Origin of the sequence: Corynebacterium coyleae, from assembly GCF_030408635.1 — a bacterium.
Classification (GTDB): domain Bacteria; phylum Actinomycetota; class Actinomycetes; order Mycobacteriales; family Mycobacteriaceae; genus Corynebacterium; species Corynebacterium coyleae.
Map to the genome: position 1 here is coordinate 1,075,632 of NZ_CP047198.1, position 26,189 is coordinate 1,101,820.

At 61.2% G+C, this 26,189-nt stretch carries 22 protein-coding genes and 1 tRNA gene; 17 read left to right on the forward strand and 6 right to left on the reverse strand.

Annotation, left to right across the window (positions count from 1 at the left end):
* Nucleotides 1–90: 90 nt before the first annotated feature.
* Entirely contained in the window at nucleotides 91–1,947 is a 1,857-nt protein-coding gene (locus CCOY_RS05295; protein WP_092102271.1) for a hypothetical protein, read from the forward strand.
* 249 nt (nucleotides 1,948–2,196) lie between these two features.
* Here CCOY_RS05295 and CCOY_RS05300 read toward each other — a convergent pair.
* The 5 genes from CCOY_RS05300 to CCOY_RS05320 form a co-directional block, all read right to left on the reverse strand.
* Nucleotides 2,197–2,273: transfer RNA gene (locus CCOY_RS05300), tRNA-Arg, on the reverse strand.
* Between the two features lie 242 nt (nucleotides 2,274–2,515).
* Nucleotides 2,516–3,196, reverse strand: coding sequence for a LutC/YkgG family protein (locus tag CCOY_RS05305; protein ID WP_092102273.1), 681 nt, complete (start codon nucleotides 3,194–3,196; stop codon nucleotides 2,516–2,518).
* Entirely contained in the window at nucleotides 3,197–4,720 is a 1,524-nt protein-coding gene (locus CCOY_RS05310) for a LutB/LldF family L-lactate oxidation iron-sulfur protein (RefSeq protein WP_070421863.1), read from the reverse strand. It abuts the gene before it with no gap.
* Nucleotides 4,721–4,743: 23 nt separating this feature from the next.
* On the reverse strand, nucleotides 4,744–5,529 hold the full coding sequence (locus CCOY_RS05315) for a (Fe-S)-binding protein (RefSeq protein WP_070771235.1): 786 nt from the start codon (nucleotides 5,527–5,529) through the stop codon (nucleotides 4,744–4,746).
* Between the two features lie 88 nt (nucleotides 5,530–5,617).
* Nucleotides 5,618–7,300 (reverse strand): L-lactate permease, encoded by a 1,683-nt coding sequence (locus tag CCOY_RS05320; RefSeq protein WP_070615283.1) that lies wholly within the window; start codon nucleotides 7,298–7,300, stop codon nucleotides 5,618–5,620.
* A gap of 205 nt (nucleotides 7,301–7,505) precedes the next feature.
* Between CCOY_RS05320 and argS the strand changes: the two genes are divergently transcribed.
* The 6 genes from argS (at nucleotide 7,506) to CCOY_RS05350 (ending at nucleotide 15,096) form a co-directional block, all read left to right on the forward strand.
* Complete coding sequence (argS, locus tag CCOY_RS05325) at nucleotides 7,506–9,167, forward strand: arginine--tRNA ligase (RefSeq protein WP_092102275.1); 1,662 nt, start codon at nucleotides 7,506–7,508, stop codon at nucleotides 9,165–9,167.
* The gene (gene lysA, locus CCOY_RS05330; protein ID WP_092102278.1) at nucleotides 9,167–10,531 is read left to right on the forward strand and encodes a diaminopimelate decarboxylase; all 1,365 of its coding nucleotides are present in this window, start codon (nucleotides 9,167–9,169) and stop codon (nucleotides 10,529–10,531) included. The genes argS and lysA overlap by 1 nt, the downstream gene beginning before the upstream one ends.
* An 83-nt stretch (nucleotides 10,532–10,614) precedes the next feature.
* On the forward strand, nucleotides 10,615–11,967 hold the full coding sequence (locus tag CCOY_RS05335; protein WP_070482789.1) for a homoserine dehydrogenase: 1,353 nt from the start codon (nucleotides 10,615–10,617) through the stop codon (nucleotides 11,965–11,967).
* Nucleotides 11,968–11,981: 14 nt separating this feature from the next.
* Nucleotides 11,982–12,911 (forward strand): homoserine kinase, encoded by a 930-nt coding sequence (gene thrB / locus CCOY_RS05340; RefSeq protein ID WP_092102281.1) that lies wholly within the window; start codon nucleotides 11,982–11,984, stop codon nucleotides 12,909–12,911.
* 203 nt (nucleotides 12,912–13,114) lie between these two features.
* Nucleotides 13,115–14,017, forward strand: a complete 903-nt coding sequence (locus CCOY_RS05345) for a vWA domain-containing protein (RefSeq protein ID WP_092102284.1) — start codon at nucleotides 13,115–13,117, stop codon at nucleotides 14,015–14,017.
* Nucleotides 14,014–15,096 carry a hypothetical protein gene (locus CCOY_RS05350; protein ID WP_092102287.1) on the forward strand — a complete coding sequence of 361 codons (1,083 nt, stop codon included), beginning with the start codon at nucleotides 14,014–14,016 and terminating at the stop codon, nucleotides 15,094–15,096. Before CCOY_RS05345 ends, CCOY_RS05350 begins: the two co-directional genes overlap by 4 nt.
* A gap of 15 nt (nucleotides 15,097–15,111) precedes the next feature.
* Here the strand turns inward: CCOY_RS05350 and CCOY_RS05355 are convergent, their stop codons facing one another.
* Nucleotides 15,112–16,842, reverse strand: a complete 1,731-nt coding sequence (locus tag CCOY_RS05355) for a long-chain fatty-acid--CoA ligase (RefSeq protein ID WP_092103070.1) — start codon at nucleotides 16,840–16,842, stop codon at nucleotides 15,112–15,114.
* 284 nt (nucleotides 16,843–17,126) lie between these two features.
* Here CCOY_RS05355 and rho point away from each other — a divergent pair, with 284 nt between their 5' ends.
* The 10 genes from rho (at nucleotide 17,127) to CCOY_RS05405 (ending at nucleotide 26,185) form a co-directional block, all read left to right on the forward strand.
* Nucleotides 17,127–18,971, forward strand: coding sequence for a transcription termination factor Rho (rho, locus tag CCOY_RS05360; protein WP_280137901.1), 1,845 nt, complete (start codon nucleotides 17,127–17,129; stop codon nucleotides 18,969–18,971).
* The gene (gene prfA / locus CCOY_RS05365; RefSeq protein WP_070569885.1) at nucleotides 18,971–20,050 is read left to right on the forward strand and encodes a peptide chain release factor 1; all 1,080 of its coding nucleotides are present in this window, start codon (nucleotides 18,971–18,973) and stop codon (nucleotides 20,048–20,050) included. Before rho ends, prfA begins: the two co-directional genes overlap by 1 nt.
* Nucleotides 20,037–20,900, forward strand: a complete 864-nt coding sequence (gene prmC, locus CCOY_RS05370) for a peptide chain release factor N(5)-glutamine methyltransferase (protein WP_092102294.1) — start codon at nucleotides 20,037–20,039, stop codon at nucleotides 20,898–20,900. Before prfA ends, prmC begins: the two co-directional genes overlap by 14 nt.
* Nucleotides 20,901–20,923: 23 nt before the next feature.
* A complete protein-coding gene (locus tag CCOY_RS05375; protein WP_070421840.1) occupies nucleotides 20,924–21,580 on the forward strand; it encodes an L-threonylcarbamoyladenylate synthase in 657 nt (218 codons plus the stop codon).
* An 18-nt stretch (nucleotides 21,581–21,598) separates the two neighbouring features.
* The gene (locus CCOY_RS05380) at nucleotides 21,599–22,792 is read left to right on the forward strand and encodes an MraY family glycosyltransferase (protein ID WP_070615292.1); all 1,194 of its coding nucleotides are present in this window, start codon (nucleotides 21,599–21,601) and stop codon (nucleotides 22,790–22,792) included.
* 6 nt (nucleotides 22,793–22,798) lie between these two features.
* Complete coding sequence (locus CCOY_RS05385; RefSeq protein WP_070820855.1) at nucleotides 22,799–23,230, forward strand: Cg1360 family ATP-synthase-associated protein; 432 nt, start codon at nucleotides 22,799–22,801, stop codon at nucleotides 23,228–23,230.
* A 356-nt stretch (nucleotides 23,231–23,586) separates the two neighbouring features.
* A complete protein-coding gene (gene atpB / locus CCOY_RS05390; protein ID WP_070421843.1) occupies nucleotides 23,587–24,381 on the forward strand; it encodes a F0F1 ATP synthase subunit A in 795 nt (264 codons plus the stop codon).
* 100 nt (nucleotides 24,382–24,481) lie between these two features.
* A complete protein-coding gene (locus CCOY_RS05395) occupies nucleotides 24,482–24,727 on the forward strand; it encodes an ATP synthase F0 subunit C (protein WP_042406503.1) in 246 nt (81 codons plus the stop codon).
* 46 nt (nucleotides 24,728–24,773) lie between these two features.
* Nucleotides 24,774–25,346 (forward strand): F0F1 ATP synthase subunit B, encoded by a 573-nt coding sequence (locus CCOY_RS05400; protein WP_070816816.1) that lies wholly within the window; start codon nucleotides 24,774–24,776, stop codon nucleotides 25,344–25,346.
* Between the two features lie 5 nt (nucleotides 25,347–25,351).
* Entirely contained in the window at nucleotides 25,352–26,185 is an 834-nt protein-coding gene (locus CCOY_RS05405) for a F0F1 ATP synthase subunit delta (protein WP_070816815.1), read from the forward strand.
* Nucleotides 26,186–26,189 lie beyond the last annotated feature (4 nt).

A 26,189-nucleotide genomic window follows, 5' to 3' on the forward strand; every position in this document is an offset into this window, starting at 1 on the left:
CAAACTTCTAACCCCATAAAACACCTGGTCGCGACCCAGGGTGAGTTTTCTATTGCCAAAAACAGACCACTTGAAAAGGAGGTGACAACAATGTCGAAGGGACTTCGCACACGCAAATACGCACCCGCGAAGAAAGGCCACCGCCACAGCGTCCGCCTCGTTGAGGAGCGCCGCGTGTCCTACGCCAACTTGCAGTTGGCCCAGCGCATTGTTGACGCCTCCGGAGCGGTTGGCCTCGTGGACTCCTGGCGGGTCGCTGACGGGCTGAAAACCGACAAGGGCGGCCGCCCGCCCGAGGTGGACACCCGCGCGGCGCTCACACTTTGGACCTACCAGGCAGTTACGCAGTCCCCGCAGCTCATTTCGCACATGGCAAGGTCGGTTGCCTTCGGCTTAGAGGGCAAGGGCTGGGAACTTCTGGGGCTCACCCCATTCGACTGGGACGAGTCGGACCCGAAGGCGCATTTCGACACCTACATGACCTGGTACAAGCGCATTGCTGCCTGCCTCGACCGCGTTCGCGCGACCATTGAGCCCTTCCCGGAAGTGAGCAAGAAGAAGCGCTACACCGTCGAGGAGTGGGTGCCCTTCATTGCGTACTACGACGAAGAGAAGGGCAAGAAGGAAGTTCTCGCCCGCGTCGAGGAGCGAAAGGCCCGCGGCGTCGAGCTCACCAACCGCCTTGTGTGGGCGACTGTGGAACTCATGGACCCCGAGGCCTTCGCCAAGTGGAACGGCGACATTGCCGTTGACGGCACCATTATTCCGGTGTCGAAAAACGGCAACCCGAGCAAGAAGGAGATGCTCGCCGGTAAGGCGAATAAGCACCGTCTTGTCGCTTCGACTCCGACGCTCGGCTGGCACGCCAAGGAAGGCGACCACGACGGCGAGAACACGAAGAAGACCGCGACGCACACTTGGGGTCTTGAGGCCACCGTCGTCGCCATGTGCGGTGAGGGTTTTGCCGAACCGGGTGGCGCTCCGGGGCTCATTCTCGGGGTGACTGGCGGAGTACCTGCTGTGGCACCGTCGAAGCGCGTGTTTGAGTCGCTGAAAAACCTCATCGACCGCCCAGAACTCCCGCGCCGGCACTTCATTGCCGACCGCCTGTACTCGCCGGGTCAGAACCCGGTGAAGTTCCAAATGCCTATGCGCAAACTGGGCTACGGGTTCGTCGCTGACATGCGCCGTGACACCCGTGGTGTGCAGACTATTACGACGTCTGGCGCGCCCATTGTGGACGGTACTGCGTACTGTCCTGCAATTCTCAACATGCCGCGCCTGCTCGACCCCTACACCGCGTGGGAAAAGGGGCAACTGACCGACCAGCAGTTCTCAAACCTGCTTCAGGCCCGCAAGCGTCTCGCGCTCGCCCGTTATGGCACGAGGCCGAACAAGAAGGGCGACGTGCGACTGGGTTGTCCTGCCCGCGCAGAGGGCGCGGAAATTACCTGTCCGCTCGTGCCGCCTGCCGAGGAAGGCAAGAAGAAGGCCGGCTTCCAAAAAGACGAGCTGACCGACTCCGAGGTGCCCTCCAAGGCGTCCTGCCCCAAGGTGTGTCAACAGCGCACGGTGACGCTGAAGAACACCGCCGAGGACGGCGCGAAGTTCCTACAGCACGGTCCGGCATTTATGACCGCCGAGTGGCGCAAGGAGTACGGCCGCCGCAACACCATTGAGTCGCGCAACGCCATGCTCAAGAACGGCTCCTACCAGGGTGCAGGCGACGTCACCACGCGCCTTATGCGCGGTTGGGCAGCACAAATGCTGTGCATGGCCATGGCCGCGGTGGGGGTGAACCTCGCCATGCTCGACGCTGCTGCCTGGTCTCGCCCGCACACGGGTCAGAAGCCGACTCCGCCACCGCCGCGGGGCGGCCGCAAGCCTGACGCGGACGACATTGAGCAATGGAAGTTGGGCGACAACGCACCGCCGAAGGCGGCATAAGCCTCCACAGGCCACCGGCTGAATCTTGAGTTTCAAGGACTTCATGCCGAGTGGCCTACAGGTCGTGCAGCAACACCAGTTTCAACACAAAAAACCGGCCGGCAAAGCCTTTTTCAGGCTTAAAACCGGCCGGTTTTCGTCTTCCCGGAGATAGTTTCTCCAAAAGTTACCCAATTTCGAAAACCGGGTTTAACCTGGAAGGAGTTTCCTGAATTGAACGGAAAAGTTAGCCGAAACCCCCAGACAACATGGTGTCCCCGACAGGATTCGAACCTGCGACCTTTGGTACCGGAAACCAATGCTCTAATCCACTGAGCTACGGAGACAATGCCGATCACACTAGCACCCCGTGTGTGGGCAGAAGAAATTGGTGCAGCGCTTCACGACGAAACCCTCAGGACACTCTCAGCCACACGCCATGGTTTCTCAACACCGGTGTTTCATAATGATTGTGCGCCGCGGGAACGGCGTGACACGGGAAACAATGACAGCGAAATGGCCGGCCCCAAATGGGACCGGCCATTTCGTGTATCTCACCCCGGCGGAGACGCCGGGAAGTTGGAGAGTGTTACTTCACGACCATGACGATGAGGTCACGCGGGCCGTGCACACCCTCGACACGCACGAGCTCGATGTCGGAGGTAGCGGACGGGCCAGAAATCATCGTGGCCGGGTGCTCCGGGTTGATACGGGCGATCATCTCCGGCACGCCGTAGACCACGGAGTCTGCACGCACGATGCAGATGTGGCGGTCCGGAACCAGAGACAGTGCACGGCGGCCGCACACGTCGCCAGCCTCCAGCACGATCGAGCCGGTCTGTGCAGAGGTGACGTGAGAATCCGTCACCACAGCATCGACATCGCCCAGCGCGCGCGGATCCGACGTCACATCATCAGGACGGGCAGTGCCGGAAAAACCGTCAAACAGCGACGCATCCAAGCCCGGGGCATAGACAACCTCGTTGCACTTGCGGTCGGCAAGCACCTTCAGCAGATCGTCGCGAAGCGTTTCCTCGGTCGTCTCCACAACGTCAGCCTTGTAGTCCACAAGACGGTCGATGAGGATTTCGCGCAGCTCGTCGCCCTTGATGTCGGACGTGGTGCGGTACTCGCGGACGACCTCGACATGCTCCGGAACATTAGAGAGCTTGTGAGCGTCGCGGATGCGCTTGAGAATCTCGCGCTTCGCAGCCTCGTTACGGGAGTCGCGGGCGGGGGAGCCTGCAGCATTACCAGTAGTGGTAGTCATTTACTTCTCCTCCTCGATCGGCTTGGTGTTGACCTTCTGGCCGTTCGGAATGCCCTGCTCACGTGCCTCGGACAGCAGACGCTTCGCCTCGTCCGTCTCCCACCACTGGCGGAAGGACTTCTTCGGCGGCACCGCAACATCGCGGTAGCCAGTCCAGCCGGAGATTGGAGGCGGCATGGTCTCGATCTTGCCGTTAAAGCCGCCGAGCACACGACCAAGCGCAACCATGCGGACCAGACGGTTCCACACGTTGCTGCGGCCCCACACCTGAGCCAGCGACGCGAACGCGGCCTGCTCCATGCGGTTCGGCTCGTTCTTCGCCTTCTGGTAGCGCAGCTCCAACAGAATGTCGGTGATCGGAATCTTCACCGGGCACACCTCGTTGCAGCGACCGCACAGCGACGACGCGTACGGCAGGGAACCGTTCGGGTCGTCGGACGAATCGATACCCGTGAGCTGCGGGGTCAGGATTGCACCAATCGGGCCCGGGTAGGTGGAGCCGTAGGAGTGGCCGCCGGCACGCTCGTAGACCGGGCAAACGTTCAAACAAGCCGAGCAGCGGATGCACTTGAGTGCCTCGCGGCCGATCTCGTTAGACATTGCGGCGGTACGACCGTTGTCCAGCAGAACAATGTGGAAGTTCTGCGGGCCGTCGCCCTCGGTCACACCGGACCACAGGGAGGTGTACGGGTTCATGCGCTCACCGGTAGAGGAGCGCGGCAGCAGCTGCAGGAACACACCGAGGTCATCGAAGCTCGGCAGGAGCTTCTCAATGCCCATCACGGTGATAAGGGTCTCCGGCAGGGTCAGGCACATACGGCCGTTGCCCTCAGACTCGACGATGGAGACGGTGCCGGTATCAGCGCAACCGAAGTTGGCGCCGGAAATGGCAACCTTTGCCTCCATGAACTGCTGACGCAGGTACTGACGTGCAGCCTCTGCGAGTTCGGCAGGTTCCTGGGTCAGCGTCTCGTCCGTGTTCGGCATCTTCGCGGCGAAGATGTCGCGGATCTCCGCGCGGTTGCGGTGGATCGCCGGGACGAGAATGTGGGACGGGAAGTCCTCGCCGAGCTGCACAATCAGCTCTGCAAGGTCAGTTTCCTGAGCGAAGATGCCGGCCTTTTCCAGCTCGTCGTTCAGGGCGATTTCCTGGGTCGCCATGGACTTGATCTTGACGACCTTGTCCTCACCAGTCTCCTTGATCAGGCCCTGGATGATCTCGTTGGCTTCCTTGGAATCGCGAGCCCAGTGGACATGGCCACCGCGCTTAGTCACGTTCTCCTCAAACTGCTCAAGCAGCTCAGGCATACGTGCCGCAACGTCGCGCTTAATGGTGGAGCCTGCCTCGCGCAGCTGCTGCCAGTCATCAAGCTCGTCGACAACATTCTGACGCTTCACACGAATGGTTGTGGTGGCGTACTGGTAGTTACGGCGCTTGGTGACGTCGTTCAGTTCGTGGTGCGCAGCCTTCTGGAACTTCTCCTTGCCGCGCAGGTGAGCCGGGCCGTTGGCAAACGGCGGCATCGTGGGTTGGCCGAGTGCAACCTTCACAGCATCTTCTCCTTCGTGTACGCCGCAGACGTCGGAGTCAACGGGTGCTCCTTGGTGGAGGCGAGGATCTCAGCCATGTGCACGGCACGAATGCCTTGGTGCTGGCGAGACAGTGCACCACCAATGTTCATCAAGCAAGAGGAGTCACCAGCGGTGACAAACTCCGCCTGGGTCTCCTTGATGTGGCGGACCTTGTCGGACACCATCGCGGAAGACACCTCAGGCATCTTCACAGAGAATGTGCCGCCGAAACCGCAGCACTCCTCGGAGTTCGGCAGATCCACAAGCTCAAGGCCCTCAACGTGGCGCAGCAGCTCGGTCGGACGGTCGCCGACCTTGAGGAAGCGCAGGGAGTGGCAAGAGGAGTGGTAGGTCACGCGGTGCGGGAAGAATGCGCCCACGTCGTAGGTGCCGGCGACATCAACGATGAATTCGGAGAGATCGTAGGTCTTCTTCGAGGCGATCTTTGCGCCGTCGACAAGCGCCTTGGAGCCGAAACGCTCCGCAAGCTCGACGTGCTGCTCGCGGACAGCTCCCGCGCAGGAGCCCGAAGGAGCCACAACGTAGTCAATCGACGAGTCTGCAAAGGCATCGACGTACGTCTCAATGATTGGGACGGCTTGTTCTTTGTAGCCAGTGTTGACGTGCATCTGGCCGCAGCAGGTTTGTTGCTCGGGGAAGACAACCTCATAGCCGAGACGGGAAAGCACAATGGCCGAGGCCTTATGCGCGTCAGGGAAGAGGGCGTCGCCGATACAAGTAGAAAACAGAGCTACTCGCATTTCGGGCTCCTATCGTGGGAAATCTCAGGGAAAACGACGAAACTCCCGAGGTCACTTGGACCTCGGGAGCACCGTAAAAGGATGGCAGTTACGGAACGACCGGAGCAAGGACCTCTAGAACGTTCGACTGCAGAAAGACTATCACGCACACTGCGAGCAAGAAGCCGAAGGACCAGCCCACGACCTTCTTGAAAATCTCGGACTCCTTGCCCTCCATGCTCACCGCGGTAGCGGCAATTGCGAGGGACTGCGGGGAGATCATCTTGCCCACAACACCACCGGTGGTGTTAGCAGCCAGCATGAGGTCCGGGTTGAGGCCAAGGTTGTTCGCGGCGGTGACCTGAAGGTTGGCGAACAGGGCGTTGGCCGAGGTGTCGGAACCAGTCACAGCCACGCCGACCCAGCCAAGCATCGGAGCGAAGAACGCGAATGCCGGGCCGAGGTTGGCAAAGAACTCACCAATGGTCACGGTCTGACCCGAGTAGTTCATCACGTATGCCAGTGCGAGCACCAGCATGATGGTGACGGCAGACCAGCGCATCTTCCATGCGGTGTCCACGAACTCCTTACCAACTTGGCCCCAGGTGAGGCTGTAGCGACCGTTGTCGTTGAACACCATGTAGGCGATGGAGACGATGATGGCGGAAATGACCATCAGCGAGCCCGGGTTGTTGATGTAGGCGAATGAGTAGTCGGTGTTGACCGGCTCGCCCGCAGCGTTGAGCAGCTGGCCATCGATGACTGGCCACGGGAACGAGATCTTGAACTGCTTGAGCCAGGTCGGAATCGTGGTGCCCAGGTTTGCCAGGCCGAACACGACAACGACGATTGCGTACGGCATGAGTGCCATCCAGACGCGGCTGCCGGTGAGCGCTTCAGTGTCGCCATCTTCGTCGGCGTACGGCTCGAGGCCGAGGCGCTCACGCATGGCTTCCACACCGCGCGGCTGCCAAAAACGCAGCAGCACAAACGCGGCGCCAAGTGCGACGATGCAGGCGATAACGTCAGTGAGCTGGTAGGCGAAGTGGTTGGAGGTCCACCACTGGGCGATCGCGAAAGCCAGACCGATGACACCTGCGGCCGGGGCGGTCTCCTTGACGCCACGGAAGCCGTCGATAAGCAGCGCAATGATGAACGGCACGAAGAACGCCAGAACCGGGGTCTGGTGGCCGACGATGGCGGCGATGTTCTCGGTCTGCTCCAGCGTACGACCACCCACGTCACCTGCGGTGGTAATCGGAATGGCGACCGCGCCGAATGCCACCGGAGCGGTGTTCGCAATAAGCACCACGGTGGCGGCCTTCAGTGGCGGGATGCCGAGCGCGAGAATCATCGTCGCGGTAATAGCAACCGGGGCACCGAAGCCGGCGAGGGCTTCAAGCAGGCCACCGAAGCAGAAAGCGATGAGCATCGCCTGGATGCGAACGTCACCGTTGCCCATCTTGTCGAACACAAGACGAAGGTCCTCGAAACGACCAGAGGCGACCGTGATCTGGTAGAACCAGATGGCCGTCAGGATGACGAATACGATGGGGAACAGGCCGAACAGGCCACCGCGGAACGCGGAAGAGATGGCAAACGCGGTCGGCATATGGAAGCCGAAGATGGCCACGAGAATTGCAACGATAAGTGCAACAAAACCCGAGGTGTGAGCGCGAGCTTTCACGCCGAGCAGCATGATGAAGAAGGTTAACAGCGGCAGGGTAGACACCAATGCCGACAGACCAGTGCTGCCACCGACTGCGTCGGTGAAGATTTGGAATTGGTCCATAAAACAGGGCTCTTTCGAGACAGGAACGGAAAAAGAAACGGGTGACCGTGGCCTCGGCGTGCGAGACCCGATGGGCTAAATATGCCAAACAAGGCAGCGAAGTGAAAAGATTTGCCCCTCAAGGGGGATGTGAATTAGCGCACTTTGCGTATCGACGACCATCCGTATGCGCCCGTGTCAAAGCCCTCAATTACACTGCATGCCCATGACGCCAGCAGAACTTGCCATCACCGTAAAAGCCGCCGCAGAGCGCGTGCTTGCAGACCATGATCTCGACGCCTCTGTTGTCCCCGACACCGTGACTGTGGAGCGCCCGCGAAATCCGGAGCACGGCGACTACGCCACCAACATTGCACTGCAAGTGGCGAAGAAGGCGGGCACGAACCCGCGCGAACTCGCAGGCTGGCTTGCAGAGGTCTTGGCAGAGGACCCGGCCATCGCCGCCGCTGAGATCGCAGGGCCCGGCTTTATTAACCTGCGCCTCGCCGCAGACGCCCAGGGCCAGCTGGTAGCCAAGGTGCTCGAGGAGGGTGCCGCGTTTGGCAACTCCGACATCTACGCCGGCGAGAAGGTGAACCTGGAATTCGTCTCGGCGAACCCGACCGGCCCGATTCACCTCGGCGGTACCCGCTGGGCTGCGGTGGGTGACTCGCTGGGCCGCGTGCTCGAAGCCTCTGGTGCGAAGGTGACCCGTGAGTACTACTTCAACGACCATGGCGGCCAGATTGACCGCTTCGCGCGTTCGTTGGTTGCTGCTGCCAAGGGGGAGCCAACCCCGGAGGATGGTTACGGGGGCGATTATATTCGCGAGATCGCTCAGGCGGTCGTCGAAAAGCAGCCCAATGCTCTCGAAGGCACTGATGCTGAAGTGCAGGAGACCTTCCGCGCTGCTGGCGTGGAGATGATGTTCGCGCAGATTAAGCAGTCGCTGCACGATTTCGGCGTGGACTTCGACGTGTACTTCCACGAGAACTCGCTGTTCGAATCGGGTGCGGTGGATAAGGCGATTGCCACCCTGAAGGAAAACGGCAACCTGTATGAGGCTGACAACGCGTGGTGGCTGCGCTCCTCTGACTTTGGCGACGACAAGGATCGTGTGGTGATCAAGTCCGACGGCGACGCGGCATACATCGCCGGCGACATCGCCTACGTTGCGGACAAGTTCGACCGCGACCACACACTTGCCATTTATATGTTGGGTGCGGACCACCACGGCTACATCGCACGTCTGAAGGCTGCGGCGCAGGCGCTGGGCTACAACGCGGACGCCGTCGAAGTGCTCATCGGCCAGATGGTCAACCTAGTGCGCGACGGCCAGGCGGTGAAGATGTCCAAGCGTGCAGGCACCGTGATCACGCTTGAGGATCTTGTCGACGCCATTGGCGTGGATGGCGCGCGCTACTCGCTGGTGCGCTCCTCTGTGGACTCCTCGCTGGATATCGACCTAGATCTGTGGACGAAGCAGTCCTCCGACAACCCCGTCTACTACGTCCAGTACGGCCACGCGCGCCTGTGCTCGATTGAGCGCAAGGCGAAGGAAGCCGGCGTGACGCTGCCCGACGTCGCGGACATCGACTTGGGCCTGCTGACCCACGAGAAGGAAGGCGACCTGATCCGCACGATCGGTGAGTTCCCTGCAGTCGTGCGCGCCGCCGCGGAGCTGCGCGAGCCGCACCGCATTGCCCGCTACACCGAAGAGTTGGCCAGCGCCTTCCACAAGTTCTACGACTCCTGCCAGATCCTGCCGAAGGCCGGCGAGGCGCCGGAGCCGATCCACACGGCACGTCTCGCACTTGCGATGGCGACACGCCAGGTGATTGCAAACGCGCTGGGCCTGATCGGCGTGAGCGCCCCGGAGCGGATGTAATGACTGTTTTCGTATCCACCCCGTACAGCACCGACGAGGGCGACTTCAACGAACTGCCCACACACGTTTGGCCGCGAAACGCCAAGCGTGAAGAAGACGGGGTAGTGACCATCGCTGGTGTGCCACTGCCTGAGATCGTCGCCGAATACGGCAGCCCGGTTGTCGTCGTGGATGAGGACGATTTCCGCTCTCGCTGCCGCGACATGGCGGAAGCATTCCGTGCGCCGGAAAATGTGCACTACGCGTCGAAGGCCTTTTTGACCCGACACATTGCACATTGGGTGGATGAGGAAGGTCTTGCCCTCGATGTGGCGAGTGAAAACGAGCTCCGCATCGCACTTGCAGCCGATTTCCCGCCGGAACGCATCACTGTTCACGGCAACAACAAGTCCGACGAGTTTCTGCGCCTATGCGTGGATTCGCGCGTGGGGCATGTGGTCATCGACTCTCACCAGGAGTTAGCGCAACTGGAAGCTGTCGCCCGCGAGGCCGGTGTCATCCAAGATGTGTTCATCCGAGTGAAGCCCGGCGTGGATGCGCACACGCACGAGTTCATTGCGACGAGCCACGAAGACCAGAAGTTCGGCATTTCCCTGGCCACTGGCGATGCACTTGCTGCGGCCGTGGCAGCAATTGACTCAGATTCGCTGCAGTTGACCGGCCTGCACTGCCACGTCGGCTCCCAGGTCTTCGACGCTGAAGGCTTCAAACTGGCTGCAGAGCGCGTGCTCGGCCTGTACGCAGAAGTGTGGAAGACCTGCGGTGTCGCGCTTGGCTACCTCGATCTTGGCGGCGGCTACGGTATTGCCTACATGTCAGGGGAGCAGCCGCTCGACGTCGCGGCTGTTGCGCGCGACCTGCTTGCGTCCGTGCAGGATGTCGCCGACGAGCTCGGCATCGCCGCGCCGACTGTGGTTGTGGAGCCGGGACGTGCGATTGCTGGTCCTTCTGCGGTGACGGTGTACACCGCGGGTGTGATTAAGGAAGTCGATACCTCGTTCACCACATCTCGTCGCTACATCGCGGTCGATGGTGGCATGAGCGACAACATTCGCCCTGCGCTCTACGGGGCGCTTTACGACGCCCGCGTGGTCAACCGCTTCGTCGACGGTGACAACACCGATACCCGCCTGGTTGGTTCGCACTGTGAATCCGGCGACATTCTCGTAGAGAATGCGAAGTGGCCGAATGATATTTCCTCCGGCGATCTCATTGCGTTGGCTGCGACTGGCGCGTACTGCTACTCCATGGCCTCGAATTACAACGCGTTTGGACGTCCGGCTGTCGTGTCCGTGCGCGGCGGACAGATCACCCCGATGGTGCGCCGCGAGACCGTGGAAGACCTGTTGGCCCGCGAATATTAATTGACCTGAGTGCTTGCTTAAGCGATAGTAGACCAAGCGGTTCAAACCTGTACTTTGCAGCAACGAAAAGGAGCATCCTGACCATGACAGTTGCCAGCGCTGAAGGCATCAACGGAAATTACCCCGGCAAGGGCATCGGCACCCCGGTGGGTATTGCCGTGTTGGGCAAGGGCACCGTGGGCACGGAAGTGCTGCGACTGCTCAGCGAATTCTCCTCGAACTTGGAGAATCGCATCGGTGGCCCGATCGAGGTTCGCGGCGTGGCTGTCTCCGACGTGGACAAGCACAAGGACGCGCCTGAAGTCCAGGGACTTTACTTGACTGCGGATGCGAGCGAACTGGTCACACGCGACGACGTAGACATTGTCGTCGAACTTATCGGTGGCATTGACTACCCGCGCCAGCTGGTCCTCGAAGCACTCAACGCTGGAAAGTCGGTGGTGACGGCAAACAAGGCGCTCGTCGCAGCGCACGGTTCCGAGTTGGCTGATGCTGCGAACGCAGCCGGCGTCGACCTGTACTACGAAGCAGCCGTCGCTGCCGCGATCCCCGTGGTCGGCATGCTGCGCCGTTCGCTCGCGGGCGACCAGGTGCAGCGCATCTCCGGCATTGTTAACGGCACCACGAACTTCATCCTGGACGCGATGGCTTCCACCGGCGCGAGCTACGAGGAGGCGCTGGCTGAGGCAACCCGTTTGGGCTACGCCGAGGCTGACCCGACTGCGGACGTCGAAGGCCACGACGCGGCCTCCAAGGCAGCGATCCTTGCGTCCATGGGCTTCCACACCCGTGTGACGTTCGACGACGTCCACTGCGAGGGCATCACCAAGATCACCGCAGACGACATCGCGGCAGCGAAGAAGTCCAACCAGACGATTAAGCTGCTGGCCATCTGTGAGCGTCTCTTGGACGAAAACGGCAACACCACCGGCATTAACGCACGTGTGCACCCGACGCTGGTGCCGAACGAGCACCCTCTGGCAACGGTGGACAAGAGCTACAACGCCATCTTCGTCGAGGCAGAAGCAGCCGGCCGCCTGATGTTCTACGGCAACGGCGCCGGCGGTGCCCCAACCGCTTCCGCCGTGTTGGGCGACCTGGTCGGTGCAGCCCGTAACAAGGTCCACGGTGGCCGTGCGCCGGCGGAGAACCCGTACGCGGACTACCCGATTGTGGCGTTTGACGATGTGACCACGCGTTACCACATCAACATGACCGTCAACGACCGCGTCGGCGTGCTCGCAGACCTCACGGCTCGCTTTGCTAAGGCAGGGGTGTCGCTTTCCGCGGTCCGTCAGGAGGAATCTGGCGACGAGGCACACCTGATCGTCGTCACGCACGGCGCACGTGAAGCTGCCCTGAACGGCATCGTCGAAGAGCTCACCGGCCACGATGATGTGAAGGCCGTCAACTCCGTCATCCGCCTCGACGCTTAAAGGAGCACTCCCTCATGGCAACCGATCTTGAAGTAGGCCTGAAAGCACGAGTGAAGGTTCCGGGCTCCTCGGCGAACCTTGGCCCCGGCTTCGACACCCTCGGCCTGGCGCTGAGCATCTACGACACGCTCGAGGTAGAAGTCATCGAGTCTGGCCTCGAAGTGGAGATCTTCGGCGAGGGAGCCGACGATCTGCCGCGCGATAGCTCGAACCTGATCGTCAAGGCGATCAACTCTGGTCTGATTGCCGCAGATGTGCGGGCGCCGGGTCTGCGCGTGGTGTGCCACAACCAGATCCCGCAGTCGCGCGGTCTGGGCTCGTCTGCTGCCGCGGCAGCCGCAGGTGTCGTCGCTGCGAATACGCTCGCAGGCTCGCCGCTGGATGAGGACACCGTCGTGCAGCTCTCGTCCGAGTTTGAGGGCCACCCGGATAACGCGGGTGCATCCGTGCTCGGCGGGGCAGTGGTGTCCTGGACCGACATTCCGGTCGATGGGCGCTCGAAGCCGTCCTACCGTGCCGTGCGCATTCCTGTCGACGAGTCCATCAAGGCCGTAGCCCTCGTCCCGGACTTCCACGCATCCACCAATGCGGTGCGCAAGGTCCTGCCGAGCCACGTCACCCACACAGACGCGCGTTTCAACGTCTCGCGTACGGCGGTGATGGTTGCTGCGTTGCAACACCACCCGAACCTGTTGTTCGAGGGCACCCGCGACCGTCTGCACCAGCCGTACCGCGCCGACGTCCTTCCGGTGACTGCGGAGTGGGTCAACCGCCTGCGCAACCGCGGCTACGCGGCATACCTGTCTGGCGCAGGTCCGACCGCGCTCGTGCTCATCACCGAGCCCATTGAGCCTGCGCTTCTCGACGACGCCCGCGCCGCCGGCCTCCGCGTCATCGAACTCGAAGTCGCAGGGCCGGTGACCGCAGAACTGCTGCGCGACTAGCGCAAATGCTTTGATGCCCCGGGGTGCACATGCGTACCCCGGGGCATCGTTTTTGTGCGGCATTATGACGGGAGCGAAACGCCTCGTGCATCAGGTAGAAACCGTGTAAGTCCCGGGGAGCACGGATCAGCCCGTGCGAGTGTGGTGGGTTTCTTTTATTGTCGAACGTGATTCTGCACACATCAAACGAAGGGCGTGTTCGAATGAGGTGGTCAGTTTCGCAGAAGGGCGTGAGGGTTGTTCTCGCGCTGATGATTGCAGTGTGTTGTTGTCTTGCGTGGGCGCCGGTGGCGTGGGGGCAGTCGTCGTCAACGACGTCGACATCGTCGCAGGCAACGTCTGCGAAGGCCGATGACGGGTCGGCTGATGGCAGGGCGATGCTGATTTTGGATGCGTCGTCGTCGATGCTTGCGGCTGACGCTGGGGGTACGCGTATGGATTCGGCAAAGAAGGCGGCCAATGAGTTGGTGGATTCGCTGCCGGATACGGCGAATATGGGGTTGATGGTCTATGGGGCGAATGAGTCGGATGCTCCGGACAACCGCGAGCGCGGGTGCAAGGATGTGGAGACTCTAGCCACGGTGGGACGGATTGATCGGGGGAGGTTTGCTTCGGCGATCAACGGGCTCGAGCCGAAGGGGTATACCCCGATGGGTCATTCGTTGCGTAAGGCGGCGGAGGAGCTCGGGAGCGAGGGGCAGCGTTCGATCATTTTGGTATCTGACGGCATTGACTCGTGTGCGCCGCCGCCGGTGTGTGAGGTAGCTAAGGAATTGGCGCAAGATGGTGTTGATCTTGCGATTCACACGGTGGGGTTCCAGGTTGATGAGGAAGCACGCAAGGAGTTGCAGTGCATCGCGGACGCAGGCAATGGCCAGTTCCTGGAGGCTGGGGATGCCGGTAGTTTGGCGCAGTCGTTGAAGTTTTTGGCGCAGCGCGACATCGGCAAATACAAGGTGAAGGGCACACCGTTTGAGTTTGCGGATACGCCCGAGGACGCCAAGTGGTTTGGTGAGGGGCAGTACCGGACGAAGGTCACCCCGGATACGAATGCGAAGAAGAACCGTTACTTCCGTGTGTCCGTGCCGGAGGGCACAACGCGTTGATCACGATGACCCCAATCTGGCAGACGGAAGGCAACATCCAGGAAACCGAGATCTTCCTCGAAGTTCCGGAGGCAACCAACGAAAACGACCCTGATTGTGGCACGGCGAGCAACGCAATTGGCGACAGCAGAATCCTCGGCGAGGCCAGCTTGTTAATGAATCCTTACCGGTTCTCGCTGGAACGTGGCGGAAGCGACAACGATTGCGATATGAGCTCTTGGCTCATTGCCACCCAGGTCTACCAAGAAGGGCAGCCGATTGACGATGCCTTGGACCTCGAGGTGAACGTGTTCTACGTACCGAACCCTGATCAGGAGCAGAAAACTGAGTGGTCCAATGGTCCTATTGCTCCCTCCTTCTATGACGGCGACGTCCCGTTTGGCACCCCGCAGGAGAACAAGGGAGGCACCGGCTTTAACGACGCTGTTGAGATCACCGAAGGTACGTATTCCGACAAGATCGTTCCCGGCGAATACCGCTTCTACAAGATTCCAGTGAAGTGGGGGCAGCGCCCGGTGGTGAAGATGAAGGCACCAGAATCTGTGACGGAGGATTCAGATGTAATCAAGGTGGGCATCTATGACTCGCGGCGCAAGCTTTCGGGAGAAGGGAGCCTCAATGTCTACGACGACGCGAAAGAGAGTGATCCAATTGCGCCGAAGTATTACGCACAGGTTGCAAACGACATAGGTAAGTCTTACCAGGGCTACTACTACTTAAATTTTGCGATGAATTCCAAGCTTGAAGATGGCATCGCCGGTGTGGAGCAGCCGTACGAGTTCGCGGTGATAGTGGATGGTGAACCGTTCAATGGTGGTCCGGATTGGACCCCCACCTACGAGGACGGCCCGGAGCCGTCTGATGAGCCGATCAAGTTCGACGGTGCCGTAAGCACGGATGAGCAGCAGACGGTGGAGGAGACTACCGAGGCAGCCGAGGAGACCGAGCAAGTCCTCGTAGAGGAGGAATCGGGCGGGCTCTCCCTGCCGCTACTCGGCGGCCTCGGAGTGCTGTTGCTCGCGGTCATCGGTGCGGTGTTCTTTATGTTCAGCCGCAACCGGGCGCAAGAGACCCGGTAGTAGGAGCATATTGCTTTACGACGACGCCTTCGGCCGGCTGCCTGGTCCGGGCAAGGCGATGATGTCGAACTCCTCGCGCTGCAGGTGCTTGCGCAGGTCCTTCTTGTCAAACTTGCCTACGGACGTTTTGTCGATGGAATCCACAAACGTCCAATACTCAGGCGCCATCCACTTCGGCAACGTGTCTGCGAGCGACTCGCGGAGTCGTGCCGCAGTCTCCTTTGTGGGCTCAATGCCCGAGAGAAGCTTGGTCACCGCCAGCGGTCGCTCACCCCACTTGGGGTCCGGGATGCCGATGACTGCGCATTCGACGACTTCCTCGGACTCCATAATGAGGTTTTCCACCTGTGCGGAGTAGATCCACTCGCCGCCGGAGCGAATGACATCGCGGGCACGGTCGTAGAGCGTCATAAACCCGGCGTTGGTGACTGTGCCTACGTCGCCGGTACGCAGCCAGCCGTCGGCAGTGAAGTGTGCGCGCACGTCGTCGACTTCTTCGCCACGGAAGGTGGAAGCGATCTCGCCCGGTTCTTGCGTGGGTGAGTGGTAGTAGCCTGCAGCGACCATATTGCCGCGGACCTGAATCTCACCCTGGGTCAAGTCGTTAAACGCCATGACTTGGCCATCGTTGACCACTCGGTATTCCAGCGACGGGGCAAAGCGTCCCTGGGAAATGCGGTAGGACCAGCGCGCCTCACCAGAAGCGCCCGATGGCGGACGCGCCACTGTGCCGACCGTGGTGGTTTCCGTCATGCCCCAGCAGTGGACGATATCCACGCCGTAGCGTTCCTCCCACACCTTGATCAGCGCCGGTGGGGCAGGAGAACCGCCGACGAAGATCTCCTGCAGACTCATTCGTTCCGGGCGATTGTGCAGGTAATGCACCATCAGCTGGATCCACAAGGTGGGCACGCCGTGTGCCACGCGCGGGTGCGTGCTTGCGATAAGTCTTGCCAGTGTCGGGGCAGACACGTCCGAATCGGGCAGAACCAGGGGAGTGCCCGCGAGAAAAGCTGCGAACGGTACGCCCCAACTGAGCACGTGGTAGATCGGGATGCAGCACAAAAACGTCTCACCGTGAGTGACCGCTAGTGAGTCCGTTGCGCGAAGACCGGTCGCTTCTAGCCACAACGCGCGGTGGGAGTAGGCGACGCCCTTCGGTGCGCCGGTCGTTGCTGTTGAATAGACCAAGGCAGCGGCGGTGTTCTCCGGGAGTTCGGGCCAGTCGTACTTTGTCGAGCGGCCGTCGAGAAGCTCCTCGTAGCTGTACACAGCGACATGCTCTGGCAGATACGCCGCGGCGTCTGTAATCGGTTCGGCACCTGTAAATGCCACCGCGCGAACCTTGGGGCAAAGCTCCACAACGTTGCCTAACTTCTCCGCAAGCCGCGGATCGGCAACGATCAGTTCAGCCTCGGAGTGGTTGGCAACGTAGGCGATCTGGTCCGTCATCAACTGGATATTTAGCGGCGTAAACACAGCGCCCTTGGCAGCGACGGCAAACATCACCTCGAGGTGCTCAGAGCAGTTGTACAGCATGGTGGCGACGCGTTGATCGCTATCAATGCCGAGGTCATCATGCAGGGCGTGGGCGAAGGCCGAAGCGCGGGCGCCGATTTCGGCGAACGTCGTTTCTTCCGCGCCATCAGTGCGCCATGTGGTGCACTTCGTTGTCGCGTGCGCAGTCCTGCCGTATTCGAGAATGCGTGCGACGGAAAAGGGCACTTCCTGCATCGTTGAAAGCATGTTGGCAATGTTAGCGAAGCAATGCGACACGCCCCGGATTAAACCGCGGACGCAAATGCGCTACACTTTGCGCAGGATCGTGCGAACCGCACCCGGCAGGGGTTGTCCCAGGTGGGGATGCGATGGCGGGCACAGCGGCGATTTTTGCTCCCGCACCCCGTGAGATCCGGCAGGGCTACAAAGTTTTACTTCAGTCCAATCCCGATGAAACGCACCGCTTCCAGCATGCACCGTCGCGTGTTAACTACGCGAGAACCTGCTGGTTGAGCGACGAAAGGACACACGTGACCGACACCGGTACCGCGGCAGACTTGGCCGCTATGAAGATTCCGGAGCTGCGCAAAATTGCCGCCGAGAAAGGCCTGAAGGGCGTTTCGGGGCTGCGTAAGGGGGAGTTGATCCAGGCAATTACTACCGGCCAGGTTCCCAAGAAGGCTGCACCGCAAAAGGTGGAGGCCGATAACGCGGAGGCGCCAGCTGCTTCCGAGCGTGCAGAGCGCAAGGCCGACAAGACCGACAAGCCTGCAGAAAACGCTGACAAGGCGACCGACAATTCTCATGACGACGATTCGCGGGGAGCTTCGCGTTCCGCAGCGCGCCGTGCTCGCCGAAACCGTGCGCGTCACCAGCATGAGGACAATACGCAGGGTGGCGACGCCAAGGACGGCAAGGACGAGAAGTCCGAGAAATCCGAGACCACGGACAACCGCGACGAGAACCGCGACAATCGCGATAACCGCGACAACCGTGACAATAACGACCGCGGTGGCCGTAACAATGGCAACAACGGCAACAACCGTGGCGGCCGCAACAACCACCGCGACGATAACGATGACGACCACCAGGGTGGCGGTCGTCGTGGGCGTCGCGGTCGTCGTAATCGTAATCGCAACCGTGACAATCACGGCGGCAACAACAACCAAGGTGGCGGCAACGAACAGCACTTCGACCCGGAGGACCTGCAGGAGGTTGCGGGTATCGCGGATGTGCAGGACAACGGCTCCGCGTTCATCCGCACCACTGGCTACCGTCAGTCCAATTCGGACGTGTACGTGCCGCAGCGCCTGGTCCGTCAGGCGGGTCTGCGCTCCGGCGACGCGGTAACCGGTCAGGTTCGTGCTAACGGGCAGTCGCACCAGCAGGGCAATGGCCGTAACCGTCGTAGCTACAACCAGGTTGTTCGCGTCGACACGATCAACGGCCAGACTCCGGAGGATGCGAAGGGACGCAAGGAGTTCCACAAGCTCACCCCGCTGTACCCGAACCGTCGTCTGCGTCTGGAAACTGAGCCGAAGATCCTGACCACGCGTGTGATCGACCTGGTCATGCCGATCGGTAAGGGTCAGCGCGCACTGATCGTGTCGCCGCCGAAGGCTGGTAAGACGACGATCCTGCAGAACATTGCCAACGCGATCGCCACGAATAACCCGGAGTGCTACCTCATGGTTGTGCTTGTCGATGAGCGCCCGGAGGAAGTTACCGACATGCAGCGCAGCGTCAACGGCGAGGTCATTGCCTCGACGTTCGACCGTCCGCCGTCAGAGCACACTGCTGTCGCCGAGCTTGCTATCGAGCGTGCGAAGCGTCTGGTGGAGATGGGCCAAGACGTTGTGGTGCTGCTCGACTCGATTACTCGTCTTGGCCGTGCGTACAACAACTCCTCGCCGGCGTCGGGTCGCATCCTCTCCGGTGGTGTGGACTCCAACGCGCTCTACCCGCCGAAGCGTTTCCTGGGTGCTGCCCGAAACATCGAGGAGGGTGGCTCGCTGACGATTATCGCAACGGCCATGGTGGAAACCGGTTCCGCTGGCGATACCGTTATCTTCGAGGAGTTCAAGGGCACCGGTAACGCCGAGCTCAAGCTCGACCGCAAGATCGCGGAGCGTCGCGTGTTCCCGGCTGTGGACGTCAACCCGTCCGGCACCCGCAAGGACGAGCTGCTGATGAGCCCGGAGGAGGCGCGCGTCATGCACAAGCTGCGCCGCATCCTGTCTGCGCTTGATCCGCAGCAGTCCATCGACATGCTGATTAAGCAGTTGAAGAAGACCAAGACGAACGGCGAGTTCCTCATTGGTGTGGCGAACTCGGCACCAATGGCGCAGGCCGAAACTGAGGAGGACTACTCCTAATGGCAGAAAAATCGCATGTTTCGCTTGTCGACGACTACGTCGCCGAATACGAGGGCATCCAGGCCCAAATGGGCGATCCGGAGGTCGCTGGTGACCAGGACCGCTTCCGTAAGCTCTCCAAGCGCTACGCGGAGCTGCAGCCGATCATCAACGTCAATAACGCCCTGAACCAGGCGCGCGATGACCACGAGGCGGCATCCGAAATGGCCTCCGAGGACAAGGAGTTCGCGGAGGAGGCCAAGCGCTTAGAGGACGAGATTGTGCGCCTCGAGGAGGAGTTGGCTGACCTGCTGGCGCCGCGCGACGAGCACGATGGTGATGACATCATCATGGAGCTCAAAGCAGGCGCAGGCGGTGAAGAGGCCGCGCTGTTCGCTGGCGATTTGGCTCGCATGTATCAGAAGTACTGCGAAAAGCACGGCCTGACCTGGGAGGTCCTCGACGTTGCCGAGTCTGACCTGGGTGGTGTGAAGGACATGACCGTCGCGGTGAAGGCGAAGACCCCGTCGCGTGACGGTGCGTGGTCGATGCTGAAGTTTGAAGGTGGCGTGCACCGTGTGCAGCGCGTTCCGGTGACGGAATCGCAGGGCCGCATCCAGACTTCTGCCGCAGGCGTATACGTCTTCCCAGAGCCAGACGAGGTTGAAAGCGTCAATATCGATGAGAAGGATTTGCGCGTCGACGTCTACCGTTCTTCCGGTAAGGGTGGCCAGGGCGTGAACACCACCGACTCAGCCGTGCGTATCACGCACCTGCCCACCGGCATTGTGGTGACCTGCCAGAACGAGCGTTCTCAGATCCAGAACCGTGCCCGCGCGATGCAGGTGCTGCAGGCTCGCCTCGACCAGATTGAGCGCGAGAAGCAGGAAGCCGAAGAGGCCGAGGGCCGCGCATCGCAGGTGCGCACGATGGACCGCTCGGAGCGCATCCGCACCTACAACTGGCCGGAGAACCGCATTTCGGATCACCGCATTAACTACAAGGCCAACAACCTTGACTCGGTGCTCGACGGCAACATGGACGATCTGATCACGGCGCTGCAGACGCACGAGCGCCAGGAGCGCCTTGAAGCCGAGTAGCCTCTGCGACACCATCGCCCGCGCCACGCAGACCCTTGCTGGCGCGGGCGTTGCGTCGCCTGAAGTCGACGCACGCCTGCTCGCCGCGCACTTGATCGGGGTGCCGCCGATGCAGCTCATGTTCGCCGACGCGCCTACGGACTTCGACGAGGCCTATGCCAAACTCATTGCCCGACGCGCGGCTCGCGAGCCGTTGCAGCACATCATCGGTACAGCACCGTTTGTTGACATCGACCTCGCCGTCGGGCCCGGGGTATTCATCCCACGGCCAGAAACGGAAGTGCTCGCTCAGTGGGCGGTACATTTGCTTAGCGACGACACCACCTCGCCCGAATCCCCAACCGTCGTGGACTTAGGCTCCGGCTCGGGTGCGTTGGCCATCACGATCGCCCGGGCGTGCCCGCGCGCACAGGTGATCGCGGTCGAGCGTTCGCCTCAGGCGCGGAAGTACTTGGAGCGAAATGTGGGGGACTACGCGTCGTCGATACGCATTGTCCCAGGGGATATGACCGATCCGGAGTTGCTTCGGGAACTCGACGGTGCCGTTGACCTCGTCGTCACCAACCCGCCGTACGTGCCAGAAACCGGTGACTTAGATGTGGAGGTCTACGCCGACCCTCATGAGGCGGTGTTCTCCGGCGCGGACGGGATGCATGCAATTCGGGGGCTCGTTCCGGTCGCCGCACGGCTGCTGCGTCCGGGAGGGCACCTCGGCATTGAGCATGATGATTCCACGTCGGAGGCCGTACAAGATGTGGTGCGCGACCACGGCGCATTCGGCCCGCCGAGTGTGGTCGAGGACCTGACCGGCCGAGCCCGGTTTGTCATGGCGAGTAAGCTAGCCCGGTAACTTTCAGAACATGAAGGAGCACTATGTCCGCGATTTATAACTGCCTTGATCCGCAGGTTCGCGACGACGCGGTGCGCGCGGCCGCGGACGCTGTGCGAGCCGGCCGTTGCGTCGTCCTGCCGACAGACACCGTCTACGGAATCGGTTGCGACGCTTTCAACAACGACGCCGTAGCCACGCTGTTGGCTACCAAGCGCCGTGGCCCCGACATGCCTGTGCCGGTGCTCGTGGGCAGCTGGTCGACGATCCAGGGGCTCGTGCGGGAGTTTTCCGACACCGCGAAGACACTCGTGGAGGCGTTCTGGCCGGGTGGGCTTTCCATCGTCGTGCCTGAAGCGCCGAGCCTGCCGTGGAATCTTGGCGATACACGTGGCACCGTGCTGCTACGCATGCCGAACCAGCCGCTCGCACTTGAACTGTTGCAAGAAACCGGACCGATGGCGGTGTCGTCTGCCAACATCTCCGGCAACCCGCCGGCACAGACCGCAGCAGAGGCCAAGGCGCAGTTTGGCGATGCGATTGGTGTGTACCTCGACGGGGGAGAGGCCGAGGTTGGCACTCCTTCGACCATCATTGATATTTCGAAGCCTCAGCCGGTGATTTTGCGCGAAGGCGCGATCCCGGTCGAGCGCATTGGTGAAGTCTTAGGGCTTGACCCAGAGTCGTTGCGTCGAAAGTAGCGGGGGAGTTTTCAGGGGATGTCCGGAGCTGGTGTGCCGCTTCGCGAGCTCGCACTCGTGCTACTCGTCGCGGCTGCGATCACGTACCTGGCCACAGGTGTGGTGCGTTCAGCTCTCGTGCGCACAGGACGCGTCGCGGAGATCCGCCAGCGCGACGTTCACACCCAGCCAACACCGTCGCTCGGTGGACTGGCCATGTTTACAGGGTTCGCTGGCGCGTTTGTTCTCGCGCAGCAACTGCCCGCACTGACCCGCGGGTTCGCTCCAGTCACCCCAGAGATGACTGCAGTGCTCGTCGGCGGTGCCGCCGTCGTTGCTGTCGGAATTGTTGACGACCTCTACGAGCTCGGCGCGTTACCCAAACTCATCGGGCAATTCGCTGCTGCGATCATCATGTCCATCTTGGGGATTGCCTTTACGGTGTTTTACGTACCAATCGGGGAGGGCACCACCCTGATTTTGGACGAAGTCCAGGGCATGGTCTTGAGTGCGCTGTTTACTGTGCTGTTGATCAACGCAGTGAATTTCGTTGACGGCATCGACGGCCTCGCCGCGGGGCTGGGCATGATCGCCGGGATGGCGATCCTCGTCTATTCGCTGTCAGTTCTCCATGACCAGGGCGGGGCGGTCTCCGCGTACCCGCCGGCGATTATCTGCACGTTGCTCGTCGGTATCTGCGCGGGCTTTTTGCCCCACAACTTCGAACCGGCGCGCATCTTCATGGGGGACTCCGGTGCCATGCTCATTGGGCTGCTGCTTGCCGCAGCGTCGATCTCCGCATCGGGCAAGATCAACATGTCGCTCTACGGGGCCGCGGACCTAGTAGCACTCATTAGCCCGATCATCGTCGTGCTCGCCGCGATTGCCCTGCCGGTCCTCGACCTGATTTGGGCCGTTGTGCGACGAACAGCCCGCGGCCAAAGCCCGTTCCAGGCAGACGCAGGCCATATCCATCACCGTTTGCTCCGCCTTGGGCATACGCACCGCCGTACTGTTCTGGTGCTGTACCTGTGGGTCTCCGCAGTCGCCTTCGGCGCGGTCAGTTTTTCCGTCGTGCCGGTGCGCATTGCCGTGATCTTCACCGTTGTCGCGCTTGTCTTTGCTTTCGTGCTCACTCTGGTTCCGCTTGCGGAAGGCAAGATTGGCCCGCGGCGTGGTGGGGACGGTGCGGTGGCGTCGTCGAAAAGCAACCCTGCTCAGTCTGTAGGATGACCCAGCATGGAACCGCTCGAAGTCAATGACACGTCCCAGGTCAGTGATCATCGTCAGCCGCTCATCCGCGCACTGAAGGTCGCGGGATGGGCACTCGTCGTGCTTACCGTCGTCTCGCTCATGGCGTGGGGCGCGACCCGCGAATTGCCCGGCATCTGGGCCGCGCTGATGGGAGTCGCCGTCGGCGGTGCGTTCGTGCTCGCCACCACGGTGTCCGTGCTCGCAACCTCAAACTCATCCCCAAACACCACCATGGCAGTTGTCCTCGGCGGCTGGCTGCTGAAGATGGGGCTGCTCGCAATCTTCCTGCTGTGGATCCGTGGATTCGACTTTTACGACCATCGAGCATTTGGCGTGACGACGATCGCAGCACTCGTCGTTGCACTCGCCGCCGAAGCCTGGGGTGTACTCACCACACGCACCACCTACCTCAGCTAACACAGGGTGTGGGGACCCTGTGACAGACCTAACAATCCGCTAGAAAGCCGTGCAAGCTGGGTGATTAGGGGTAAAAACCCTTAAAAGTCACCTTGGTGGGGGGTCAATGGCACAGGTAAAACCCACATTCTCAGGATGTCCTGTTAGGATATCCGCTGGGTTTGTTCCAGGCTGGCGTTACCCCTGATGTGCAGGCGAAACCGGCCGGGGAACGACATCCCCTGCCCCGCGGAAGCAGATGTGCGACGGAGTCCGCCGCGGAGGCAGCCTGATGAAGACGTCCATCGCACCGCCCTCCGGGGAACCGGGGAGCGGCCCGAGAACGGGAGAGAACGCTGAGCGTTACAACTTTGGCCATGAAGGGTGAGTTTCACGCACCTGCGCTTGGTCCAGAATTTTTCCCGGGGCAAACGTACGGCCATATCATTGGTGAGGAATTTGCCAATGGGTGGTTCGCACTGGACCGCATCATGCTCGTCCGCCTCTTGATTGCGGCGATCCTGGTGCTCCTCTTTGTTATCGCCTTTAGGAACCCGAAGCTGGTTCCGAAAGGCCTGCAGAATTTCGCCGAGATCGGCGTCGACTTCGTCCGCATCCACATCGCGGAAGACACCTTGGGCAAGAAGGACGGCAAGCGGTTCCTGCCGCTGCTGTGCACCATCTTCTTCTCCATTCTGTTCATGAACGCGGCGACGATCATCCCAGGTCTCAACATCTCGCCTAACGCGCGTATCGGCATGCCGGTCGTGCTGGCAGTTGCGGCCTACATTGCAATGATTTACGCCGGCGTCAAGCGTTACGGCGCTGCGTACTTCAAGCACTCGACCGTCATCCCCGGCCTTCCGCCGGCGCTCCACATTCTCGTGGTGCCGATCGAGTTCTTCTCGACGTTCATTCTGCGTCCGGTCACCCTGGCGCTTCGTCTTATGGCGAACTTCCTGGCTGGCCACATCATTCTTGTCCTGCTGTACTCCGCCACGAACTTCTTCTTCTGGCAGTTGAACGCATGGACGACAGTGAGTGGCCTGACCCTGATTGCAGCGCTGCTGTTCACCGCATACGAGTTGATCATCATCTTCCTGCAGGCGTACATCTTCGCCCTGCTGACTGCGGTGTACATCGAGCTGTCGCTGCACGCGGATGCGCACTAACAAAGCGCGACCACACACGGCCAACTGAATAACCCCCAACATCTGTCACACGCTTTCCCGCGGCCTGCGGGGAGGCACCTAGAAAGGGAACGACTTTCACATGAACGACATCATTCTTGCTCAGGCAGCGGAGACCGTGAACCGCTACGAGGGTCTCGGCACCATCGGCTACGGCCTTGCAACCATCGGCCCGGGCCTCGGCATCGGCATCCTCGTCGGCAAGACCGTCGAGGGCATGGCACGTCAGCCGGAGATGGCTGGCCAGCTCCGTACCACCATGTTCCTGGGTATCGCCTTCGTTGAGGCACTTGCCCTGATCGGCCTCGTTGCCGGCTTCCTGTTCTAAAAACAAGAACGAATAACCCCGTCCATTTTTAGATCAGGAGCAACCAATGACTAACGTCACTGCATTCCTCGTAGCCGCAGAAGGCTCCGAGACGCTGCCGCTCGAGAATGAACCATCCATTCTCTTCCCGGCCGCGTACGACGTGGTTTGGTCTCTTGTCGTTTTCATCATTATCGGCCTGCTTTTCTGGAAGTACGTTATTCCGAAGTTCCAGGAAGTGCTGGCAGAGCGCGAAGACCGAATCAAGGGCGGCATCGAGCGTGCTGAAGTCGCCCAAAAGGAAGCCAAGGCTGCCCTGGAGAAGAACAACGCTGAGCTTGCGGAGGCGCGCCACGAGGCCGCTGAAATCCGTGAGGCAGCGCGTGCCCGCGGCAAGGAAATCGAGGCTGAAGCCCGTGCCCGTGCCGAGGAAGAAGCCCGCCGCATCATCGAGGCAGGCGAAAAGCAACTGCAAGCAGCTCGCGACCAGGTTGTCGCAGAACTGCGCAACGAGATGGGCCAGAACTCCATCTCGCTGGCAGAGCGTCTGCTGGGCATCGAGCTGTCGGACACGACCCGTCGCTCGAACACGATCGATGAGTTCCTCTCCGAGCTCGATCACGTCTCGACGAGAAAGTAGGCGAGATGAAGGCAGCTAGTCGCGAAGCACAGTCGCACGTCACCGGTCAGCTCGAATCGCTGATCGGCAGCGCCGACAACGCAGTCGCCACCGCAGCACAGATCGGTACCGAACTGTTCCTCATCGTGGACCAGCTCGACACCGAACGTGCCCTGCGCGTGGCAATCGCCGACACGTCGCTTGAAGCAGGCCAGCGCGCCGGCATTGTCAAGGACGTTTTCGGCGGCAAGGTGGCGGAGCCCACCCTGAACATCCTCACCGCAGCAGCGGAGCAGGAGTGGTCGACCCCGCGCGAATTCCGCGCAGGTCTGATCAACCTGGGTCGCATCGCACTGCAGAAGGGCGCACAGGAACAGGGCCAGTTGGAGCAGGTCGAAAACGAGCTCTACCAACTGTCCGTCCTCCTCGAGGACGAAAAGGAGCTCACCCAGCTCCTGTCCGACCGCACCGCAACCGCTGCGCAGAAGCGCGGACTGCTAGCTAGCGTGATTTACGGCAAGGTGACAATGTTCACCGAGGCCCTGGCCCTGCAGGTCATCGGCCGGCCGCACCACAATCCTGTCGACGATCTCGCCGCACTGGCAGAAAACGTTGCAGAGATGCGCGGCAAGTCGGTTGCACGTGTGAAGACCGCTGAGGCGTTGAACGACACTCAGCGTGACGCACTGGCCCGCAAGCTGGAGCAGATTTACGGCCGCGAGATCGCCATCCACTCTGAGGTTGACCCCAGCCTCCTCGGCGGAATGGTGGTTCGTGTGGGCGATGAGGTCATCGACGGTTCGACGCGCGGCAAGATCGAGCGTCTCCGTACCGATATGGCAGCCCAGGCGGCTAAATAATTAA